The sequence below is a fragment of the Methanobacterium lacus genome, assembly GCF_000191585.1.
GTDB classification, from domain to species: Archaea; Methanobacteriota; Methanobacteria; order Methanobacteriales; family Methanobacteriaceae; genus Methanobacterium_B; species Methanobacterium_B lacus.
This window is the reverse complement of record NC_015216.1, coordinates 1,410,299-1,432,192: the sequence shown is the minus strand read 5'-3', so window position 1 is coordinate 1,432,192 and position 21,894 is coordinate 1,410,299. Positions and strand designations below refer to the sequence as shown.

Here is a 21,894-nt window from a genome sequence, read left to right as displayed (position 1 = left end):
AAGTTAACATCAAATTAATCAATCAGTTATATAGAATTACTAGTTCGTTACATGGATATTCAACTCTAGGATCAGTTAGGGTGGTTTTTTATGGATAATATCCTACTCAGCCTGGGAATAATAATAGTCTTCGGCCTAATTTTCAGTAGACTGTTTTCGAAGATAGGTCTACCTGGGCTATTGGGAATGCTTGTTGTTGGTGTTTTAATAGGTCCCTACTACTTGAACCTAATTGACCCAAGATTCCTTGGAATATCCAGTGATTTACGGGTTATGGCCCTTATAATCATACTGCTTCGAGCGGGACTCAGTCTTCATAGGGATGCGTTGAGAAAGGTTGGAACTTCAGCCATTAAGATGAGTTTTTTACCCTGTTTGCTCGAGGGACTGACCATCATGGCTGTTGCACATTTACTACTAGGCCTACCATGGATTGTGGCCGGAATGCTTGGATTTATAATAGCAGCAGTTTCACCAGCAGTGGTGGTTCCAAGCATGCTATCCTTCATTGAAAGGAGTATGGGAACAGCTAAAAGCATTCCAACACTCCTAATGGCCGGTGCATCTGCAGACAACGTGGTGGCAATAACCATTTTTTCAGCATTTTTCGGATTCTACCTAAACAGCAGCCTAAACATTGGCATTGCCATTATAGGAATACCTGTTTCCCTAATACTGGGCATGATCATGGGATTTTTACTGGGACTATTGATTCTCAGGGTATTCCAACATTACAGCATTGGAAGTTCGGAGAAAATACTCATAATCCTAGCTTCAGCCATTCTACTCAAGGAACTTGGGGATTACCTTCAAAATTACGTGCCTGTAGCAGCCCTTCTAGGAATCATGGTTCTTGGATTTGTGATCGTGGACAGAAATCCTAACCTCGGATTGGAACTGTCCTCAAAATTCTCCAAGATATGGATACTAGCAGAGATAATCCTGTTCGTACTGGTTGGTGCCCAAGTTAACATCCAACTGGTAATTTCAGCAGGTGTGGCAGGTATTATAATCATAGGAGTAGGCCTCTTAGCAAGAAGCCTGGGTGTTTACTTATCACTATCAGGAACAGAACTTAACAAAGATGAGAAACTATTTTCAATGGTGGCCAACACTCCTAAAGCAACTGTACAAGCAGCAATTGGAGCAGTACCCCTGGCTGCAGGTGTTGCATCAGGAGACATAATACTGGCAATATCAGTACTGGCAATCATACTCACAGCTCCCCTAGGATCCCTGGGAATTAAAGTCCTGGGAGATAAAATCCTTAAAAAAGAACCAAGTGCTGGGTGAGAACAAAACAACTGCTACAACACGGTAATATGTGACAAAATCTAACTGAAGGGCTTGAAATGTATCTTCTTTACAAAAATGGTTCTTGTGATGTTTGAATATTTTAAAAAAAAGATGTGAGATGGTTTAGTAGAGTAAGGTTGGGTTGCCCTTTTCATCAATGGCCTTTCTTCTTTCGTTGAGTGATTGGTTCAGTGTTTTTATGGAGGCCATTATGTCTTTAAATAACATTTCCACCATGTCTTTACTGAAACTTTCTTTAATAACCATCCTTAATACCGTGATATCATCTGCATTGGGAGGAAGGGTGTAGGCCGGTACTATCCATCCCTTTTCTCGTAGATGTTCTGAAAGGTGGAATGCATCGAAATCACAGTTTTTAAGTTTCACAGCTATCAATGGGAATAGTATCTTATCATTCAGGATCTCAAACTTTCCAGTTTCTTCCAACTTTTTGCCAAGGAAACGTGCATTTTCAAGCATATTCTCCATTATCTTTGTATAACCCTTCATTCCTAACCTTATAAAGTTGTAGTACTGTGCTATTATGGTATTACTGCCCTTTGAGAAATTTAGAGAGTAGTTGGGCATGAGTCCTCCAAGATAATTTATGTTAAATATAAGATCATCAGGCAGGTCAGATTTATCTTTAAACACCAACCATCCCACACCAGGATAAACTAAACCATATTTATGTCCTGAAACATTTATAGATCTAACTTGTTCCAACCTGAAATCCCATGGCAGATCTGGATAAATAAACGGTGCTATAAAACCTCCACTAGCACCATCAACATGAATTGGAATGTCCCATCCTTTAGTCTTTTTAACTTCTAGCAATGCATTATTTATGTCTTCTATCGGATCCATCTGACCAGTAAATGTTGTTCCAATAACTGCACCCACTGCAATGGTATTTTCATCAATTTCCTTTACAACATCCTCTGCTGTAATGGTGTAAATGTCCTCTCTGAGGGGTATGAGTTTCAACTCCACATCGAAGTACCTTGCAAATTTCTCCCACACAGTATGAACATCTGCACCCATCACAATATTAGGCTTGTCTGTTGGTTTACCTTCTGCTTCCATTCTGCTTCTCCATGTCCATTTATGTGCCAGTAGACCTAACATAATGGCTTCTGATGAACCGATTGTGGCACTTCCCACAGACTTACAATCTTCAGGGGCATTGAACAATCTTGCAAGCATGTTAACAACACGATCTTGAATTACTTCGGTCTGAGGATATTCATCGTTGTCAACGTAGTTTTTGCCCATACTTTCCACCATTAGAAGATCTGCTTCAGGTTCCATCCAAGTTGTTACAAAACTTGCTAGGTTAAGTGCAGGGTTTCCATCCAGATTTAATTCATCGTGTATCAATTGGTAGGCTGCCCTAGGAGGCATTCCTTCATCAGGCACTATGTACTTGGGTATGCTCTTAGTAAAGTAACGGCTACCATACGTGGTGGTTTGTTCCTTTTCATGGTCATCCATTTCATCCAAATTCTTTTTTTCAGATAACATTTTTTTATTTTCCTCCACAATCTTAATTTTAACAAATATGATCAAAAATTTTTACAAAAATCATGTTTATTCTTAAAAAAAGTTTTAAAATTCATGAAAAATAGATTTTCTATGGTGGTACCGTTTAAAAGATTGGAAAAGTAATTATTAAAGATAAGTTCAGTTATCCCTTGAAATAACATAATTTTTCCCCCACTTTACCTATTTAATGACAATTCTGTTCCTATTTTATTAAATAAATACAGATTAAATAGAAAAACACATAATACCTTGCTAATACTATTTATAAGAACTACATATTAAATTTTTTTAAAAATAATATGATTTAGGGGAGTTAATTCAGTATGAAAAATATTTTTACTGCATTTTAAAACAAATTGGAAATTAAACATGATATTTAGAACCATTGAAGATTCTAATGATTTATTTAGTTTGAAGATTTATTTCAACTTTTCACTGGAAAATTATATGAAAGTAATAGTTACATTTTTCAGGGCCACTGTGGTTTAACAGGTAAGATATTTCAGAATTTCTGTTAAATTTCTCAATGCATGGTCAAATAGAATGTGGTGATAGTTAAAGTGGTAAATATCGAGTTTATACAGGGTTAAGTGTGATAAATTATTTATATTTATAAATTCTATATAATAATAGATAATTTTTCTTTGATGTTGAATGTTGGGATTCAACGTTTAATAAGGGATTTAAATTGGTTCCATTGTTTTAATAACTAAAAATGGGATGTTCAAAGTAACGTTCCATTATTTAATCATGGTCTTTATTTGCATGATTTTTTTATATGAATTAATTTTATTTTAAAAAATAAATGGACGTGATTGTTTGGAAAAGAAGGGGTTTGTTAGTAGATTTGAAAGACTCTCAGCTCCAACAGGAAAACCTTTGTGGGGGCATGCGTTTAGAGCAGTTGGTTTAGCCATTTTAAGCGTGGTTATAGCTTATTTTATAGGTTTAAAAGATGGTATTGAAATTATTTTCATGGTGGTACTGTTTGCATCTGTTTTAATGGATCAGGCAATTCCATTCCGTAAATCAGTGACTTTTTCAGTCATTGGATTTATTTTTATGTCGCTGGCATTTGTGAGTGCTTCGGTTGCACACCTATTTGGATTGCCATTTTTCATAGTATTAACTGCAATCTGGTCTTTTTTCCCATTTACTCTTTACATATTTGGAAAGGCAGAAGGATTGTTTGGGTATTTAATATTTATTTCCTACTACACCGCAACAGTCCTCATAAAAACCAGTACAAATGTTTTTGATCTGGTTATCTATGTTTTGTTTGCCTACATCGTAGCTTCAATACTTCTGGCATGGAAATATATCCAAATAGATTCCTACAACAGAAAAATGGTTGCATCAGGGTTTGATCCCAACACCTCTGTAACTAAGATGAGTTCTGTTAGAAAAATTTTAACTGGTGTACCTATTAAAGAATCCTACCATGAACTGTTTGATTATGGGCTGTATTTAACAGGGCTCAGGAACTATGGAAAAACAGTTCAATCAAGACTTACAGGCAAAGTTGCAGTAACATTTGAGAGTTTTATACAAGAATCAAATTCTGTTAGTATCAACCTTGCGGATCATATAACCCATAAGAAAGGAGAAGTAAATCTTGAACATCTAAAATCAAATTTAAAGGAATTGAATTTGTATATGGATGAGAAGGGTTCTGAATCCATAAAATTTTTGGCTGATAATTTTATTAAGTTCTTTGAAGATTCAAACAAAATACTTTCTAGACCCATAAACCAGGCCGAAGAAGAAAATATCAGGTTCACACCATTGAATAAGGTGTCCTTTAAACAGGTGATAAGTTCTAGATTTAATCTGGATTCACTCTACATTCGACATGCCTTAAGATTTACAATAGCCATGGTTATAACACTTAGTTTTGTTTTTATCGACCATTCAAGAGACCCTGCTTGGATCGCCATGGGTGTTTTAATTGTACTCAAACCAGATGTTACAAGTACATGGGACAACATGATCACGAGGGTAGCGTTCAACCTCTTCGCAGTCATACTGGCCATAATATTAGCCTTCATATTCCCACACTATATGCTTCTAATCTTTGCATTGGTAGCACTCTACTTCTTCAGAGCATTTTTACCCAACTACATAGGTCTTTCAATCTTAGCAGTGAGCGTATTCACTGTTTTTGTATGGCCACAGGGTGAAGTGATTAACAACGCTGTTGCAAGGATAATAGATATCTTCATTGGTTCAATAATATCAATCATACTCGTTTATGGGGTACTGCCAAAAAGATTGAGGATTAACCTGCCCAACCAGGTGTTTAAGGTTTTAAAAGCCAACCAAGAATATGCTGCATGTATCTTATCAGGAAATTACACTGGTAAAGATGTATCTTCAAAGCTTGAAAAAACATTGCTAGAATACAACAACCTTGGATCATCATTAAAGAAGATCGAAGATTCATTTAAAGATGTTTCAGATGACATCAACATATATAGAGACATATCTGGTGCATGCTACAATCTTACTGAAGATATTTCTGCAGTTGCAGGTTACGAAGAGGAAATTTCTAAGTTGGATTTTTCTTCCCTTGAAGATTTAAGTTCTGAAATACTCGATGTCTTTGTAATTGCAATTGAAAAGAATAAGATACCTGAAGAGTTGCCTGATATGCATATCTACAACAAGCTAATATCCGAGATGCTTCAAGAAAATGAAGAAATCAAACAGTACTTCCAGTGGATAGTTTCAGACATATACCTTCTCCACTCCTTGATCAAAGAAGCTGTTGAAAGTGGAGCACTGGAGAGGTACAAAAATTTGACCCAATGAAACATTTAACGGACTGAGGATGAACAATGTATGTTTAACGACAGATAATCAAATATATAAGTTTTTGAGAGGTTATAATATGGTGGATGATCGATCTAAAACAAGATTTGAAATTATTTCAGAAGAGGGGAAGGGAAAGCTCTATGAAACTGCAGGATTTTTAATACCGGTATTATCAGGATCCAGCTGGGAAATGGGCTATCAATACGGTGCATTGATGGAAGAATCTATGCAGAATGCCTACGATGTGCTAGTGGAGTACGCGTATAAATCCGGCTATCTCAACGATGAGGATGTTAAGTTATGGGCAGAAGGGGCTGTTTCAACCTTTTCAAATCGTAATCAAAAGTTCTACGAGGGTTTAATGGAAAGTACAGGATGGTCTGAGGTTAAGATCGGAATCCTTGATCAGGTCATAGAGTACTGACTATACACAAGGGGGCTGCATGCTTCCATAGGTTGCAACTCTATTTTCTCATGGGAAACAAGTTCCAATGATGATAATATGTACATTGGAAGAAATATGGACTGGGTTTCCTCTTTAATAAATTTCCACAGGTATTAATGGTCAGCAATCCAGATTATGGATCCTACAGGTACGCTTCTGTCACATGGCCTGGAATGTTTGCACCTTACACAGTACTAAATGAACACAGCCTTTATTTGGATGGTCATGACGGTGCAAGTATGGGCGGATCTGTGGTTATCAAGGATCGCCCTCCAATAGCTGGAGGATTGCTAGATATCATGTCCGAAACTTCTACACTTAAAGCATTAATCCAACGATTACAAGGTGTCAACACCAGTGTGTCCATCATTTTAAACCTTGCTGATGAATCAAATGCAGTTTCAATGGAATGTTCATCGTTGGCAGGCAACAGAATACGATATTCTGAAGGTGATTCAATGGTATCTGTAAACACCTTTTTCAATCCTGACTGGGGAATTCATGTGCGTAACACAGTTAGTCATTCACTGGAACGTTTATCCAACATGAATGATAGAATGGCTGAAAACAGGGGTAAAATTGATGCAGAAAAAACACGAGAACTCATGGATCTTCCTCTCTTCAATGATGATGGTACAATTGACAGGGGATCAACCAAACCAATAAAAGTGGATGTGGATCAAACCACCCATCAAGTAGTGACAGATGTAACAAGACGTGAATTTTGGCTCAAAGTCCCAAATCCTGAAAATTTCGCAGATTGGACACATATAAACCTAAAAGAACTTTGGAGAAATGATCCATAGTGAAGAAAAAACAACTACACATAAGAATTAATATCGCAGCTACTTGGTCTATTTAACTCTTAAATTAAGAATTCATCCAATTTTTTTTAAAAAAAGAATGAACTATGTTTGAACATTTCGTTGATTTGTTAAGAAATAGTAGGTATCTAATTTTTATGTAACTTTAAAAAAAATGGGAAAAAAAGATTTTTCATCTCTTTTTTTACACACTGAAACTCTTGGTTATTATGTCAAACAATCCACCTTGCGTCTGGAAGTCAGAAGATAATGTAGTGTACTGTATGAAGTACAGAGAATCGCCTTTTGTGAAGTCTATGAGCCTTATCTGACCTGTTACGTTGTCTGAAGTTGTGTTGAAAGTGGTTACGTTAGCAGTTATTCCTCCGATGTTAACGGTGCTGTTGGTTCCATTTAAGGAGGCAACTTGTGTCTTGAGAGTGTTAAGATCTGCGGTGTTGTTAGCGTTGTTTGGTAACTTGAAAATTACAACTCCGTTTCCAGTTGTGGTGTTGTTTTTCTGGATATCTGCATCACCCACAGCAACTACTGTGCCGTTCTCACTGGAATTTTCACTGATAATGTCCCAGTTTGCAGGATAACTAAAGCTGATGCTGTTGTTCGAATAATTCTTAGTTGTCGTTGAATTGTTTCCATTTCCATTCTGACTGGTACAGCCTGAAGCAGCTACAACCAATGCAACAATGGCAATGACTACGAAAATATATTTCTTCATTAAATTTATCCCTCCACTTTAATAACCAATAATACTAATACATTACTATCAAACTATTAGTATAAATAACTTGTCTAAAGCTACAAACTAAATTATTTATCAAATTAATTACTTATTGGTTAAATGGGGTTAAATTATGTCTTTTAATGGATCATTAGAAACTGAAGAACTGAGATCAAAGCTCATTAAGGAGTACATGGAAACTTCTATGGACGATGCTTTCAATGGAGAAATACTAGAAACAGCTCATGGCTCATGTTACAAGATAAGTGATTCAAGAAAATTAAAACTCAACACACTCCCAAAATCCAAGGCCAAATCAAACCTACTCAGCGATCTTAAAATTATTAAGGGTATTGGAAATTTTAAGGAACAAAAACTCAACTCTGAAGGCTATTTAACTGTTGAAGATTTAAAGGAACATCCAACTTACTCAGGAGAAGCATGCAAACTTTTAGAACTCTTGGATGAAGAAAATACGAGCAACATAACAGACTACGTTACATGCAGATATCCCAAGAGCCATCCATCAGCACTCTACTCCAGCTGCTTTTCTTCCGATGATAATTTTCTTTTCATGGATATAGAAACATTGGGACTCAAATCTGTTCCACTCATACTGATCGGAGTATCCAGATTTGAAAACAAGAAAATAACAGTTGACCAATTCCTTTTAAGGGATCTCAAAGATGAGGTATCTGCCCTTGAAGCCTTCAACTCAACTGTGGATGAGGACACCATATTTGTGAGTTTCAACGGTCAAACATTTGATATTCCCTACATCAAGGACAGGTTAAACCACCACCATATTAAAACAGACCTTCAAAGGAATCACCTGGATCTCATGCATTTCTCAAGAAGGGCCTGGAAAAATCACCTCCCCAACTGCAAGCTCCAGACCATAGAAAAACATCTATTTGATTTTGAACGTGAAGATGATGTTCCAAGCAGTATGGTACCTTCATTTTATAAAACCTACCTTGAAACAGGCAACATAGGGACACTTATACCCATAGTAGAACACAACCGAGAAGATGTGATAACCCTTGCAAGAATACTTTCAAGACTCAACACAGAAATGGACATATAAAAAAAATTAACAATTACATTTTAAGGTATGTTAAAAGATCTTTGAGATTTAAGGTGTTGATTATATCTTCTTTTTTAGCCCAGCCACGCCTTGCAGTTCCAACTCCAAGCTCCATGTTAACTAATTCGTTCGTGGAATGGGAATCGGTGTTTATAACCAGTTTAACACCATTTTCAACGGCCTGTTTGATGTGCATATCCCGAAGATCTAACCTGTTTTTACGGCAGTTAATTTCAAGAAGGGTTTTATTATCCTTTGCAGCCTCAAAAACTTTGTCAAATTCGAGTTCGTATCCACTTCTACCATGTATTTCCCTGCCAGTGGGATGGGATATGATGTTCACATATTCGTTTGAAGCTGCAGCCACAATTCTTCTGGTGAGTTCATGTTTGTTTTGGTTGAAACCCGAATGTATCCCTGCAATCACGATGTCCATCTTTTCAAGGAGTTTGTCAGGCACATCTAAATAGCCGTAGGAATCTATATTGGCTTCAACACCCTTTAGCACTGTTGTACCGTCCAATTTTTTGTTGACATCGTCCACTTCATCCATCTGTTTTATTATCTGCCTTTCACTCCGGGCTTCAGATGTTTGAATGGACTTTGAATGATCGGTTATTGCGATGTATTCGTATCCCATTGTCTGGGATTTAAATGCCAGTTCTTCGATGCTGTTTTTCCCATCACTCCAGTTGGTGTGCATTTGAAGATCTCCCCTTAGATCCTTAAGTTCTACGAGTTCGGGTAGTGTTTTGTTTATTGCGGCTTGTACTTCTCCTGTGTTTTCCCTGAGTTCGGGTTCTATGTAATCCATGCCAAGTGAGTTGAACACCTCTTTTTCGGTAGTTCCAGCCACAAGTTCATCTCCATCAAAAACCCCGTACTCGTTTAGTTTGTATCCAAGTGATATGGCCAGTTTTCGAAGTTCTACGTTGGTTTCTTTAGAGCCTGTGAAGTACATGAGTGCCGATCCAAATGATTCATCACTGAATGTTCTGATATCCACATCCATACCAGTTTCTTTGAGTCTGACTGTGGATTTGGTTGGTCCGCTTACAACCACATCGTCAACCATGTCCATCTTGGTGAAAAAATCCATTACTTCCAATGGTTTGGGAGTAGTGACCAGCACATCGATGTCACCAACAGTTTCCTTCATCCTCCTAATTGATCCTGCAATTTCCACCCTGTCAACATAGTCTTCACCTCTAAGCAGGTCTTTGATCTTCGTCGCAACTGGTAAAATATCTCCAATTAAGCTTCTTCCACCACTTTTTTTTGCAAACCCCAAATTTACGAGGATATTTCTCTCAGTTTTTTCACCCATACCCTTTAATCTTCTTATGTGATGATTTTTAGCCTGTTTTTCAAGGTCATCAAGGGATTTCACTCCAAGCTCTTGATAAAGCTGTTTTATACCTTTAGGTCCCAAACCCTCCACAGTCATGAGCTCATCGTAGTTAACTGGAAACTCCTTTTTGAGATTTTCTAGGTACTTGAGGGATCCCGTGTCTATTATTTCCTCAATTTTTCCCGCTATCTTACCCCCAATACCTGGCAGATCCTGCAGTTTTCCTTGTTTTCTTATATCTTCTATGGCCTCGGATTGAATTTCCACTGTGTGTGCTGCCCTGCGGTATGCCTTGGTTCTGAAATCCACACTTTCCATCTCCATAAGATCCGCCACTTGATTCAGAATGGATGCTACAAGCTGATTTTTCATGGATATTATTATGTTGTTAAAACTACATAATTATTTCCACAAAATCCATTATTCAACTTAAATAGTAGGGATTAGGGATGTAAAGATGCTGTAAATCAGTAGTTTATTTAAAAAAAATTCAATTTTATTTAAAATAGTTTGCATGCAATTTATATTGGTAAATATGAATGCTTAGCTAACATTCACATCTACAGTTCGTTCTTCTTCCCACCAAAGTACCTGTTGTTTGATTATTATTTTTGTTGTGCCTGTTTTTAATGGTTTAAAAGTGTACATATTCACCCAGTATCCGTCTATAGGTTCACTTCTCTCTTTACTTTTTAAATTCAGCAAGTCATGGTTGTATCCATCATCATCTATCCATTCGTTGTACAAAAGATCTAACTCAAATGTATTTTCCTTTGCAACATTTATGGTACTGTAACCATCATAATTTACTGCACATGCACTGGAAATACCTCCTAGAATGAATATACTCACCAGTAAACCAGCCAATATTTTAATTTTCATATGTTACCTCCATACAATCTTAAAATATATTATTAATTTTTAATTTAAAAGTTTAAGTATAAAAAATTTACTACTATAATTTTTAATATATTTTTCTTATCGTGATAAATCCAAAATAAATAATGGTTTAACTTATGGTTTTAGCCAAAAAATCCTAATAATGCCTTTAATCAAATTTAATGGGTATTATTTCTACTATTTTTAGGAAATTTCATCCCTGGGGGTTTAGTTGGGATGTTGGGTAATTTTATTTAGCAAGAATTCTAGATGTTAAAATAAAGGTCGTAATTCACTAAAAAAAATGGAAATTTTTTAGAAAAATTAATATATAAAGTGACAAATAACTACCCTAGAATATTTTTATGCTGAATATTAAATTATTTAATGTTCTGGTTACAAAATGACTCAAAATATACTGATCATCATGGAAGACGATTTTGGTGACGATGGGTTAGTTAAAATGCTAGATTCTTGGGGATACAAAACCCATTTCTTATTGAAAACCGATACCAATAAAATCCCTGAAATTAAACCTGATCTTGTTATAATGGATGTACAACCTGACGATCCGGAGGCAGAAACAATCGTGAACAGCTTGGATTCTCCCACCATCTACCTTCCCCTGGTGAGGAAAAATTCTGATTTACCAAGCATGACAACTTATTTTGAGGGAGCTGTTTCTGATGAGAAACTTAAGTTTGCGGCCGAGATGGTTGTTTATCATACACAGACCAGTAAAAATTTGAGGCAAAATCATGAAACCTACAGGCTGGTCTATGAAAATGCACCCATGGCCTACCAGTCACTGGATGAATCTGGAAACATTATAGACGTCAATCAAACCTGGTTAGAAAAGCTGGGATACAAGAAGGAAGATGTTATAGGCAGTTGGTTTGGAGACTTTTTAAACTCCACCCATGTTGAACAGTTCAGATACAACTTTCCAAAGTTCAAAGCCGCTGGAAAAACTTCAAACATTGAATTTGTAATGGTCAAAGCAGATGGTAATGAGATCACAGTATCTTTTGATGGAAAAATTGGATACGATTCTAGGGGAAATTTTAAACAAACACACTGCATCTTCAAGGATATTACTGCTCAAAAAGTGGCTGAAAATGCCATGAAAGAATCTGAAAAATATTACAAAACCATATTTGAAAATACAGGTACCGCAACCATCATAGTGGAGGAAGATTCAACCATTTCCCTTGTGAACACCCAGTTCGAACATTTATATGGAGTTAAGTGGGATGAGATCGAGGGGAAAATAAAATGGACAGATCTGGTAACGATCCAGCACCTTCCGAAAATGTTGAAATACCATAAACTCAGGAGATCAAACCCTGAAGAAGTTCCTAGAAACTATGAATTTGACTTCATCGACAGTTCAGGAGTCATCAAAAATATATTTGTGACTGTTGCCATAATTCCTGAAACATCCAAAAGTTTAGTTTCACTTCAAGACATCACCTGCATGAAGGTAACAGAAGACACATTAAAAACCACCATAAATGAGAAGGACACCTTACTAAGGGAAATACATCACAGGGTGAAAAATAATTTGCAAATAATATCCAGCCTTTTGAACCTTCAATCCAGATATATACATGACACAGATACATTAGATGTTTTCAAAGAAAGCCAGAACAGGGTACGTTCCATGGCAATTGTCCATGAAAAGTTATACAAATCTGATAATATTTCTAAAATAGATTTTGGAGAGTACATCCAAGATCTTGTAGGCAACCTTCTTTACAATTACGACATTGATCCCAATAAGATCAGATTTAATACAAACATCAAAAATATCTTCTTTGATGTGGATACATGTACTCCATGCGGACTCATTGTGAATGAACTACTAACCAACTCCGTTAAACATGCATTTCCAGGAGATATGAATGGGCAGATCAGTATTGATCTTAAGGATAATGAAGGCACCTATACATTATATGTGAGTGATGATGGTGTTGGTTTTCCTGAAGATGTTGACTACACAAACACCGACACCCTGGGACTGCAACTCGTAACCAACCTAGTAAACCAACTGGACGGCAGTATAGAAATTATAAATAAAGGTGGAACCACGATTAAAATCGAATTTAAAGACTTTAATATGTGAAATCTCAAACCAAAAGCAAATTTTTATTTTCCATTAACAACATAAACATATTAACAGATTCTAATCAAAGAATTTGGATGCTCAAACTGAACTATAAAAATCATTTATAAAAAGTTTAGAACGAGTTTGGATTAATTCATCGAAGAAATGAAAAAAAATTCCTGTGGGAGTTGGATTATTTTATGGCTGACCAAGAAAAGTATGAAACTGCAAGTTTTGCTGCAGGTTGTTTCTGGGGAGTAGAAGCAGCTTTCAGAGAATTGAAGGGTGTTATTGAAACAACGGTGGGTTACATGGGTGGACACACTAAAGACCCAAACTACAACGAGGTCTGCACAGGCACAACAGGCCACGCAGAAACACTTCAGCTCAAGTACGATCCAGATGAAATAAGCTTTGAAAAACTGTTGGAAGTGTTCTGGAACAAACACGACCCAACAACAAAGAACAGACAGGGTCCAGATATTGGAGAGCAGTACAGATCAATAATTTTTTACCATAACCCCGAACAAAAAAAATTGGCTGAAGAATCCAAAGAAAAACTTGATTCATCAGGTAAGTACAGAAATCCAGTTGTAACAGAGATAATTCCAGCCGGAACTTTTTACCCTGCAGAGGATTACCACCAACAGTACCTAGAAAAACGTGGCAGAAAGTTCTGTGGAATCTAACTCTTCTGCAAACAATACTTTCTTACACTTTCTTTTTAACAGGAATGGAACATTTTCTTAAGCTTTGAATAATTTATTCTTAAATTATCATAATTTAAAAAGAAATCCATCCCATTCACATGTTTTTAGCTTCTATTTTTTTAGAGTTTTCTGTGCAAGTTTTCATCATCCACAGTTAACCAAAATTTCATGTCCATTTATAGATCATCAAATTACCCCTAAAATTAAATCAAAAATCATTAGTTAACTCTATTTAAATTTATCATAAAAAAAAAGTAAATCAGCTCATGCTAACTGGAAACAAATAATCCATTCAATTATATTATGTTTTTATAATTTTCATATAAAAAAAAATGGATCTTAATCTTTTATTTGTATGCAGGTTCTTGAAAAGGTTAGATCCAAATTAATAACGTTCCATGATTACCTGTAAAATCTAGGTATGGACTGATTGAGGGATGTTGATTGCCACCATTGTGGTACGAGGAATAATGTCCATATCCAAAATAAAATTACCACGATGTTCAGGACAACTATTATAATTCCATGGGTTTTGGCATTGGAATTGTTTTGTTGGTAGGTTTTGTAACCAAGAATTAATCCCACTATACTTAAAGTTCCCAATGAAAACAGTCCCAATATAATGAAAACATATCCAGATATTTTTAAGAGATTATATTCACTTTCTTCGCTCTTGATGTTGTTTAAAATATTATCTAAATTAGCATGACAATTTTTACATTCTTTAACATCTTTTGGATTTTCAGTTCCACACACCGGACAGTAAACCATTACTAACACCCCAAAGATCCATCAATAAACTAAGTTAATTGATCCTACAATTTCAGTTATTATTATGTTCAGATCAACATATATTTTTTTACAAATCTGCCATGATTTTATCTTCCCTGATCTCGATGGGATAAGTTTTAAGATCTTTTGGAGACTTGAATATTTTGGCTGCTGTTAATTTAAGCCCTTTCCAGTCGGTCCATCGAATTACATGACCATCAACAAGATCAAATTGACTGTGATGTTTGGGGCAGGTAATTACAGTGCCTTCCAATTTCCCCTTGGATAGGTCACCACCCATATGTGGACAACGATTATCAGAAACCATGAATTCATCCCCAACCCTGGCAACTAAATATTCATGTCCATCTATATCCACCATTTTAAGTCCACCATCTTCCAATTCAGACTTCTTTAAAAGTTCTACAAAAACCATTCTTAAACTCCCTCCAATAATTGCTATTTTCTTTTTAGGGACCCACAGAGTCCTAATTAAATGATTATCTAAACACCAATTAATCCACTCAAAAAAATATGGAATAAAATCTTTACGGATTTGATTCGTACACCCTTTAGCTTGGGGCGAATATTCCGAAGAACACTATCCATGCCAACATTGTTTTGGCAACGAAGCTCAGGATTATGTAAACCCTCTCACCGTAGAGATAGTCTTTCCACTTGGAAACACCTTTGTACTGGAGTATCATGTTTATTGAGAAGGTATTGAATAGAATGAAGTAGAACAACAGTATGTAGTATACAAAGGCTGGTGGTTTAGTCTGTGAAGAACCCAATTCTGCTATGAAATATGCAGCAAGCACTATCCATGGTGTGAAACCTGCTAAACAACCCAGAAGATATGCTGACCAGTCAGTTTTCTTTGTGTGGAAGTTTATTTTCTCCATCAAATATCCACACAGAATCATGGTTGCGTTTAAAACGAAGATCATGACCAGCGACCATAGATCCCAAACACCAACGAAGGTTGCTATTATAACCAGCATAATTGAACTGGTGATTGCATACTCATACCAACGGTAGGGATTCATACCCTTTTTCAGATTCTCTACGTAAGGCTTATACTTGACAAATCCAATTAATAGAAGAGCCAAACCCGAGATAAGTAGGAAGGATGATAGTATCACACCAAGGTGAGTCAGGGTGTAAACAACCTGAGGATCGGGTTGTATTGAAAATGAAGGAGGAACAACACTAATAATTTTAAATTTAAGGTAGAACGTATAAATATCCTTGTTCCAAGTAAGAAGGTATCCTAATACAACCATCAAAATTCCCTGGACAAAAAGAAAAATTCCAGCACCAATATTAAGCTTCCTTAGACTTGAAAAAGTTATGGATGATTTAGCTATTAACTCACGACGCATATCATTATCCAAGAACATCAAACCCCCATATACATATTATATGCATTTGAAAGTTATTAAAATTTTTTCATAAATTTAAGGTTATTGCAGTGAAGTGTAATCTATGATCTAAATTTTCTCGCATTTATATTCGTAATTACAATGAAGAACTTGAAAGTTATCGATTCCCAAATACTCAAACCATAGTTCTACATTTTTTGGATATTCATACTCTATCTTTATACATCACTTCTTTAAAACTGATTTTAAATTCTGTTCCATCGGTTCCATTAACTTTTAAATTCCCTTCCAGTTGGTTCACAAGATTTTTCACTAGTTCAAGACCTAAAGTATCAATGTTCTCTATGTTAAAGTCTTTTGGTAATCCTATTCCATTATCAGCAACTGTGAGTTCCATATCTTTTTTTGAAGAACTCAATTTAATGGTTATAATTCCATTTAAGTCTGGAAATGCATATTTAACACTGTTAGTTACCAGTTCATTGATGATTAGTCCCAGTGGCATTGCAGTGTCAATATTTAAATTAATATCTTCGATGATCAGGTTGGTTTTGATCATCCTTCTTCCATAACTGTAGAGTATGTCGTACACGAGTTTCTCCGTAAATTCCCTGAAATTGATTTTACTCATGGAGGATGATCCATAGAGTTTCTCATGAACTGTGGCCATGGTTTTAACTCGACCCATGCTCTCCTTTAAGACATTATCTGCACATTGATTATCGTTAATTTCTTGCAGGTTAAGTAAACTAGCAATTATTTGGAGATTATTCTTCACTCTGTGATGAATCTCACGAAGAAGAACTTCTTTTTCATCAAGAGACTTTTTTATCTCGGTTTCTATTTTTTTACGTTCTGTGATGTCACGGGCAACATGAACCACTCCCCTCAGTTTTCCGTTATTGTCGTTGAGCGGTGAAACACTAACTATGAAATCACCACCCAGATTATCCTCATGGATCTCTGATGTATGCTCGTGACCATCTAAAAGCAGTTTACTAAATGGACAGAAGGAGGGCACTGAATTTATACCATGCACCACCTCATGACATGTGAGTCCAACCATTTCTTCGGGTGTTGTATTAAATTTCTTTGCCATGGCCTTGTTTGCACGAAGAACCTTGAAGTTAGTGTCTAATATGACAATCAGATCAGGCACAGCATTAAAGGTGTCCTCCCATTCTTCCTTTGCACGAATAATTGCATTTTCAGCCATTTTACTTTGGGTTATGTCACGTATTATGCCCCTGTAACTTGTAATAACACCATTTTTCTTGACTGCTGTTAGAGAGCAGTGGGTGATCATTTTTTCATGATTTTTCTTCTTGACAACCACCTCGTACTCTGCACTTCCTTGATCATTAACTAGTTTTAGAATCTTAGCCCTATCAGTGGGATCATCGTAAACGTCCTCCATGAGATCAAGATCCAAAATTTCATCTTTTGAATCATATCCAAACATTTCTATCCCTTTCTTGTTCATATCAAGAATTTTTCCATTTGGTGATGTTATAAACAAACCATCAAAGGATTCTTCATAGATTTCCCTGTATTTCTTTTCACTTTCACGAAGTGCTGTCATTACCTTTTTGTATTCTTTGATGTCCCTTGCTGCTGCGAACACTCCGATGATCCTTCCAGTTTCATCGTTGTAAACGGATGCGTTGTACAAAACAGGGGTTTTTGTTCCGTTTTTGTGTTGGATTTCCAGGGAATAATCCTTCACAAATCCTTCTTTGAAAACTTTTTTATACCCTTCATCTGCTTTTTCAGGTTCTGTGAAGTAGTTTGAGAAGTTTGATCCGATTATTTCTTCCTTTAAGTAGCCTGTTGCCTTTTCTGTTGCACTGTTGACATCTGTTACCTTTCCATCTGGGCCTATGGTCACTAGAGGATCTAAACTGGCCTCAATTAAACTTCGGTTGTAGCGACCCGCAAGTTCAAGTTCATTTTCTATTTTTTTACGTTCTGTGATGTCCCTGGCTATGGTTGATATGGCAATTAAATTTCCATAATTGTCAAAAACAGGGGAGAGTGTTATTGAAACATTTATTATGGAACCATCCTTTTTCAATCTGATGGTTTCATAGTGCTGAATTTTTTCGGATTTTTTTATTTTTTCAATTAAACTGGATATCTCATTGCTGAGGTTTATTGGTGCTATTACAGAAATATTTTCTCCAATTACTTCTTCGGCAGAATAACCATAAATCTGTTCTGCTCCTTTATTCCAGCTTAATATGGCACCATCTAGGGATTTGATTATGATAGCATCATCTGTTGACTCCACCACATTGGCCAGTAACTGATTGTTCTTTTCTGCTTGAATTAATTGACTAATATCTCTTGCTGCTGCGAACACTCCGATGATCCTCCCGGTTTCATCGTTGTAAACAGATGCGTTATACAAAACAGGAATTTTTGCTCCATTTTTATGCTGGATTTCAAGTGGATAGTCCTTTACAAATCCTTCTTTGAAAACTTTTTTATACCCTTCATCTGCTTTTTCAGGTTCTGTGAAGTAGTTTGAGAAGTTTGATCCGATTATTTCTTCCTTTAAGTAACCAGTTGCCTTTTCTGTTGCACTGTTGACATCTGTTACCTTTCCATCTGGCCCTATGGTCACCAATGGATCCAAACTGGCCTCAATTAAACTTCGGTTGTAACGACTTGCAAGCTCAAGCTCAGCTTCGGCTTTTTTAAGTTCTGTTATGTCTGTATGTAAAACAATACTCGGATTATTCTTCCCGATATCCTCGTACAACGGTGAATGCTTTGCTATTGTCCAAAGTACTGATCCATCCTTTCTCTTGAATTTGCATTGTATTTCAAAGGTTTCACCATCGAGAATTTTTTTAAGAGATCCTTCCATTTGGGGCAGCTCACTCTCATCAATGAATTTTAGTAGATCGTGGCCAATTAATTCTTCTTTTTTGTATCCAATCATGGCCTCAAAAATCTTATTAACATAAATAAAACCGCCTTCAGGAGCTATAATTGTCAATCCTTCAGGCAAAGTATTTAAAGTATCAGTGTACTGTTTTTCATCACCTTTCAATATATTTTCAATCTTATTCCTATGCATGGCAACATCTAGGGCATATTTAAGATCACGGGATTTGTGGGCTTGGATTATGTATCTGTAGTGGTTTATCTGATTGATTAATCTAATTTCAGAATCTTTAGAATGAGTATTTAAATAAATAATTGGGATGTTTGATTCGTAAATCTTAGAAAATGTGTTAATAGATTCTATTTCTTCTTTTTGGGTTATGTCCATTAAGATAATGTCTGGAATTATTTCTAGAGCTTTCTCTACAGCTTCTCTGGCACTCGATGTAACATATTGAACTTTATAACCAAAGAATTCCAATTTGTTCTTAATATTTGTGGTTTTTGAGTTTTTGTCCACCAACAATAAAATATTTACACCAAACAATATGAACACCCAATTAGATTTTTGTATGAACTCCTTTATTTTATTATTGTGATTCATTTATTCTGATTTTTTATTCATTATCCCTTTTAGCTAATCATACAGATTGGATAAGGTTTAAATAACTATTTAAATTTATTTAACGGTTATATTTGGCTTTTTGTTTTTGAATATAGGTTTAAGTTGTTGAAAGGGCACTGAATGATTCTTTTCGTTCTTTAGATATGAAGAAAAAATATATATGTAATGAATGATTAGTCAGTCATAATAGATGATTAGTCAGTCGACAAATATTTGAGAAAAGGGAGTGGATTAATTATGAAAATCGGAGAGAATGTATATGCTTTAGAATCGACAAAAGGTAGCTATTCATATTTAATAATGGATAAAGAACCAATATTGATAGATACTGGATATCCTGGAAAATTTGAGGATATTTTAGAAGAAATCAATTCTTTAAATTTGGAACTAAAGAGTATAAAACACATACTTTTGACTCACCACGATGTTGATCACGTTGGAAATGCTGCTTTACTGCAAGAGGAAACAGGTGCCACATTATGGGCTTCAAAAGATGATATTCCCTATATATTGGGAGATAAATGCAGGCCCGGTATTAAGAAGTTAGTATCATTTATCTTGAGACCTAAAAAACCTGAAAAAATACAAGTATATCAGAATACTACCATTGGGGATGTTCAGATCATATCAACTCCGGGCCATACACCTGGCCATGTTTCGTTTCTCTACGAAGATATTTTATTTGCAGGAGATCTTGTTGGGAATACCAATGGAAAACTAAAGAAACCTCCAATATTCGGGAATTCCAACACAAAATCTATTGATGAATCCATTATTAAAATGAACGAATATGATTTTAACTGGATATGTCCTGCCCATGGTGAACCTATAGAACTAAAAGATGAGTGGAAACAGTTGTTAAATAATATAAGGAGAAATTGAATGTTTCATCAAAAAAAACACTTATACCGTGGGTATTGATGTAAATGATTGATTTAAATTTAGTTTTACTTCCCTTATTTGGGCTGTTAATAGGCCTTCTTGTATCCATGTTCGGTGGGGGTGGGGGTGGATTGTATGTTCCAGTTTTAATATTGATTTTTGGAGTCACTCCACAAGTTGCAATCGCTACTTCCCTTGCATCTGTTTTACCAACCTCAGTGGTGAGCTCTATAAGCCATTTTCGAGAAGGAAATGTAGATATCCGTACGGGATTAATTCTGGGAATAGGTGGCGTAGTAGGTACATTAGTAGGGGCAGTGATAGCCAATCTAATACCTCCGGTACTTTTAGAAAAGATCATGGGAATATTTACACTTATCATGTTAATTCCTATGTTGAGAAGTTTGGTACAAAGACAACAAAAAATGAAGGAATTAAACGGAGAAAATCAAGAAAAAACTACACTTAAAGGTCCTAAAAGAGCTGTTGCTTCTCTATTTGGAGTTGCATCTGGATTGTTGGCAGGTGTTTTTGGAATAAGTGGAACGCCTCCAATTATTGCAGGACTTTACAGTTTAGGGTTACCAGCGCTTATGGTTGTAGGTACATCTGTCTTTGTGCTTATCTTCAATTCACTTGCTGGAATAGGAGGTTTTTATTTATTAGGCAGGTTAAATCTTACTTTAATCATACTATTAGGTGGCAGTGCTGCGGTAGGTGCTTTTATAGGGCCACTATTGCTTAAAAAAATTAATCCCAATACCTTTGAGAAAATCTATGGACCTGTAATCATGGGAACAATGATTATTTTCGCCTTAGGATTGATAATTGCTTAAAAAATATTTTATAGATCAAACTTATTTTGAATCTAAAAAAGGAAAATATTCTAAAGTTTAAAGATCAAATCAGATACAATTGATCTATGATTGAATAAACCAGTTTAATGTGGTTAGAAAAATGGATGCAAAAGATAAAAAAAACAGAATTCTGGATGCGGCATTGAAGTTATTCAATGATAAAGGGATAGATAACACTTCAACTTCCCTAATTTCTAAGGAAGCCGGTGTTGCAACGGGAACTCTATACATATATTTTGAAACCAAGGTAGATCTCATCACTGAATTAGGTAAATCCATACAGGAAGAAAGTTTGGAAAGTTTTAGGGATCTTATTGGATCTTCAGCTGGGCACAGTTCATTAAAAAAATATTGGCTCGATAAAGTGGAGTGGGGAGTAAATAATCCTGATAAACATAAATTTATGTTACAATTTAAATCATCACCCTACAATAAAAATATCGAACTAAAAATTCCTGATCACGAAGAAAAACTTACAAATTTTATTAAAAATGGAATTGAGGCTAAAGTATTGAAGGATCTATCTCCAAAATATGTTTCAAAGTTTTTTTCAAACCATGTTACATTTACAGTCGAGTATATCATCCATACCAATACTCGAGAAAGGGAAAGATTTTTTGAAACATTTTACGATGGAATAAAACATGAATAAGCTCTTAAAATTTGTTTAAGAATTTAATGGATATTTAAAACTATATTAAATGAT

General features: G+C 35.6%; 18 protein-coding genes. 10 read left to right on the top strand and 8 right to left on the bottom strand.

The window, feature by feature from the left end; translation table 11 throughout:
• The first annotated feature begins 90 nt into the window (after positions 1-90).
• Complete coding sequence (locus tag METBO_RS07100; RefSeq protein ID WP_013645014.1) at positions 91-1,293, top strand: cation:proton antiporter; 1,203 nt, start codon at positions 91-93, stop codon at positions 1,291-1,293.
• Positions 1,294-1,419: 126 nt separating this feature from the next.
• Here METBO_RS07100 and METBO_RS07095 read toward each other — a convergent pair whose 3' ends face one another.
• A complete protein-coding gene (locus tag METBO_RS07095; protein ID WP_048186398.1) occupies positions 1,420-2,820 on the bottom strand; it encodes a glutamate decarboxylase in 1,401 nt (466 codons plus the stop codon).
• 840 nt (positions 2,821-3,660) lie between these two features.
• Between METBO_RS07095 and METBO_RS07090 the strand changes: the two genes are divergently transcribed.
• From METBO_RS07090 to METBO_RS07080, 3 genes are all read left to right on the top strand, one after another.
• The gene (locus tag METBO_RS07090) at positions 3,661-5,652 is read left to right on the top strand and encodes an FUSC family protein (RefSeq protein WP_013645012.1); all 1,992 of its coding nucleotides are present in this window, start codon (positions 3,661-3,663) and stop codon (positions 5,650-5,652) included.
• Positions 5,653-5,731: 79 nt separating this feature from the next.
• Positions 5,732-6,079 carry a hypothetical protein gene (locus METBO_RS07085; protein ID WP_048186397.1) on the top strand — a complete coding sequence of 116 codons (348 nt, stop codon included), beginning with the start codon at positions 5,732-5,734 and terminating at the stop codon, positions 6,077-6,079.
• A 137-nt stretch (positions 6,080-6,216) separates the two neighbouring features.
• On the top strand, positions 6,217-6,906 hold the full coding sequence (locus METBO_RS07080; RefSeq protein WP_048186396.1) for a C45 family peptidase: 690 nt from the start codon (positions 6,217-6,219) through the stop codon (positions 6,904-6,906).
• A 202-nt stretch (positions 6,907-7,108) separates the two neighbouring features.
• Here METBO_RS07080 and METBO_RS07075 read toward each other — a convergent pair whose 3' ends face one another.
• Complete coding sequence (locus METBO_RS07075; protein ID WP_013645011.1) at positions 7,109-7,639, bottom strand: PsbP-related protein; 531 nt, start codon at positions 7,637-7,639, stop codon at positions 7,109-7,111.
• Positions 7,640-7,775: 136 nt separating this feature from the next.
• Between METBO_RS07075 and METBO_RS07070 the strand changes: the two genes are divergently transcribed.
• A complete protein-coding gene (locus METBO_RS07070; RefSeq protein ID WP_013645010.1) occupies positions 7,776-8,729 on the top strand; it encodes a ribonuclease H-like domain-containing protein in 954 nt (317 codons plus the stop codon).
• A 13-nt stretch (positions 8,730-8,742) separates the two neighbouring features.
• On the opposite strand, the gene polX is transcribed toward METBO_RS07070, so the two are convergent.
• Both polX and METBO_RS07060 read right to left on the bottom strand, forming a co-directional pair.
• A complete protein-coding gene (polX, locus tag METBO_RS07065) occupies positions 8,743-10,452 on the bottom strand; it encodes a DNA polymerase/3'-5' exonuclease PolX (protein ID WP_013645009.1) in 1,710 nt (569 codons plus the stop codon).
• Between the two features lie 171 nt (positions 10,453-10,623).
• Positions 10,624-10,962 carry a hypothetical protein gene (locus tag METBO_RS07060; protein ID WP_013645008.1) on the bottom strand — a complete coding sequence of 113 codons (339 nt, stop codon included), beginning with the start codon at positions 10,960-10,962 and terminating at the stop codon, positions 10,624-10,626.
• Between the two features lie 400 nt (positions 10,963-11,362).
• On the opposite strand from METBO_RS07060, the gene METBO_RS07055 reads away from it, so the two are divergent.
• Positions 11,363-13,084: a PAS domain S-box protein gene (locus METBO_RS07055; protein ID WP_013645007.1), complete on the top strand. Its 1,722-nt coding sequence runs from the start codon at positions 11,363-11,365 to the stop codon at positions 13,082-13,084.
• A 182-nt stretch (positions 13,085-13,266) separates the two neighbouring features.
• Positions 13,267-13,755, top strand: coding sequence for a peptide-methionine (S)-S-oxide reductase MsrA (gene msrA / locus METBO_RS07050; protein ID WP_013645006.1), 489 nt, complete (start codon positions 13,267-13,269; stop codon positions 13,753-13,755).
• A gap of 423 nt (positions 13,756-14,178) precedes the next feature.
• Here the strand turns inward: msrA and METBO_RS07045 are convergent, their stop codons facing one another.
• The 4 genes from METBO_RS07045 to METBO_RS07030 form a co-directional block, all read right to left on the bottom strand.
• Complete coding sequence (locus METBO_RS07045) at positions 14,179-14,547, bottom strand: zinc ribbon domain-containing protein (protein ID WP_013645005.1); 369 nt, start codon at positions 14,545-14,547, stop codon at positions 14,179-14,181.
• A gap of 88 nt (positions 14,548-14,635) precedes the next feature.
• The gene (locus METBO_RS07040) at positions 14,636-14,983 is read right to left on the bottom strand and encodes a Rieske (2Fe-2S) protein (protein WP_013645004.1); all 348 of its coding nucleotides are present in this window, start codon (positions 14,981-14,983) and stop codon (positions 14,636-14,638) included.
• A 136-nt stretch (positions 14,984-15,119) separates the two neighbouring features.
• Positions 15,120-15,950 carry a heliorhodopsin HeR gene (gene heR / locus METBO_RS07035; RefSeq protein WP_013645003.1) on the bottom strand — a complete coding sequence of 277 codons (831 nt, stop codon included), beginning with the start codon at positions 15,948-15,950 and terminating at the stop codon, positions 15,120-15,122.
• A 187-nt stretch (positions 15,951-16,137) separates the two neighbouring features.
• A complete protein-coding gene (locus METBO_RS07030; protein ID WP_227717263.1) occupies positions 16,138-19,344 on the bottom strand; it encodes a PAS domain S-box protein in 3,207 nt (1,068 codons plus the stop codon).
• 342 nt (positions 19,345-19,686) lie between these two features.
• Between METBO_RS07030 and METBO_RS07025 the strand changes: the two genes are divergently transcribed.
• From METBO_RS07025 to METBO_RS07015, 3 genes are all read left to right on the top strand, one after another.
• Positions 19,687-20,331: an MBL fold metallo-hydrolase gene (locus tag METBO_RS07025; protein ID WP_013645001.1), complete on the top strand. Its 645-nt coding sequence runs from the start codon at positions 19,687-19,689 to the stop codon at positions 20,329-20,331.
• 44 nt (positions 20,332-20,375) lie between these two features.
• Complete coding sequence (locus tag METBO_RS07020) at positions 20,376-21,167, top strand: sulfite exporter TauE/SafE family protein (RefSeq protein WP_013645000.1); 792 nt, start codon at positions 20,376-20,378, stop codon at positions 21,165-21,167.
• Between the two features lie 121 nt (positions 21,168-21,288).
• Complete coding sequence (locus tag METBO_RS07015) at positions 21,289-21,840, top strand: TetR/AcrR family transcriptional regulator (protein WP_013644999.1); 552 nt, start codon at positions 21,289-21,291, stop codon at positions 21,838-21,840.
• Positions 21,841-21,894 lie beyond the last annotated feature (54 nt).

Bases quoted from the DNA above. Each gene is read 5' to 3' on its own strand.
- METBO_RS07100 (WP_013645014.1), top strand. From the start codon at position 91: ATGGATAATATCCTACTCAGCCTGGGAATAATAATAGTCTTCGGCCTA.
- METBO_RS07095 (WP_048186398.1), bottom strand. From the start codon at position 2,820: ATGTTATCTGAAAAAAAGAATTTGGATGAAATGGATGACCATGAAAAG.
- METBO_RS07085 (WP_048186397.1), top strand. From the start codon at position 5,732: ATGGTGGATGATCGATCTAAAACAAGATTTGAAATTATTTCAGAAGAG.
- METBO_RS07080 (WP_048186396.1), top strand. From the start codon at position 6,217: ATGGTCAGCAATCCAGATTATGGATCCTACAGGTACGCTTCTGTCACA.
- METBO_RS07075 (WP_013645011.1), bottom strand. From the start codon at position 7,639: ATGAAGAAATATATTTTCGTAGTCATTGCCATTGTTGCATTGGTTGTA.
- METBO_RS07070 (WP_013645010.1), top strand. From the start codon at position 7,776: ATGTCTTTTAATGGATCATTAGAAACTGAAGAACTGAGATCAAAGCTC.
- polX (WP_013645009.1), bottom strand. From the start codon at position 10,452: ATGAAAAATCAGCTTGTAGCATCCATTCTGAATCAAGTGGCGGATCTT.
- METBO_RS07060 (WP_013645008.1), bottom strand. From the start codon at position 10,962: ATGAAAATTAAAATATTGGCTGGTTTACTGGTGAGTATATTCATTCTA.
- METBO_RS07055 (WP_013645007.1), top strand. From the start codon at position 11,363: ATGACTCAAAATATACTGATCATCATGGAAGACGATTTTGGTGACGAT.
- msrA (WP_013645006.1), top strand. From the start codon at position 13,267: ATGGCTGACCAAGAAAAGTATGAAACTGCAAGTTTTGCTGCAGGTTGT.
- METBO_RS07045 (WP_013645005.1), bottom strand. From the start codon at position 14,547: ATGGTTTACTGTCCGGTGTGTGGAACTGAAAATCCAAAAGATGTTAAA.
- METBO_RS07040 (WP_013645004.1), bottom strand. From the start codon at position 14,983: ATGGTTTTTGTAGAACTTTTAAAGAAGTCTGAATTGGAAGATGGTGGA.
- heR (WP_013645003.1), bottom strand. From the start codon at position 15,950: ATGTTCTTGGATAATGATATGCGTCGTGAGTTAATAGCTAAATCATCC.
- METBO_RS07025 (WP_013645001.1), top strand. From the start codon at position 19,687: ATGAAAATCGGAGAGAATGTATATGCTTTAGAATCGACAAAAGGTAGC.
- METBO_RS07020 (WP_013645000.1), top strand. From the start codon at position 20,376: ATGATTGATTTAAATTTAGTTTTACTTCCCTTATTTGGGCTGTTAATA.
- METBO_RS07015 (WP_013644999.1), top strand. From the start codon at position 21,289: ATGGATGCAAAAGATAAAAAAAACAGAATTCTGGATGCGGCATTGAAG.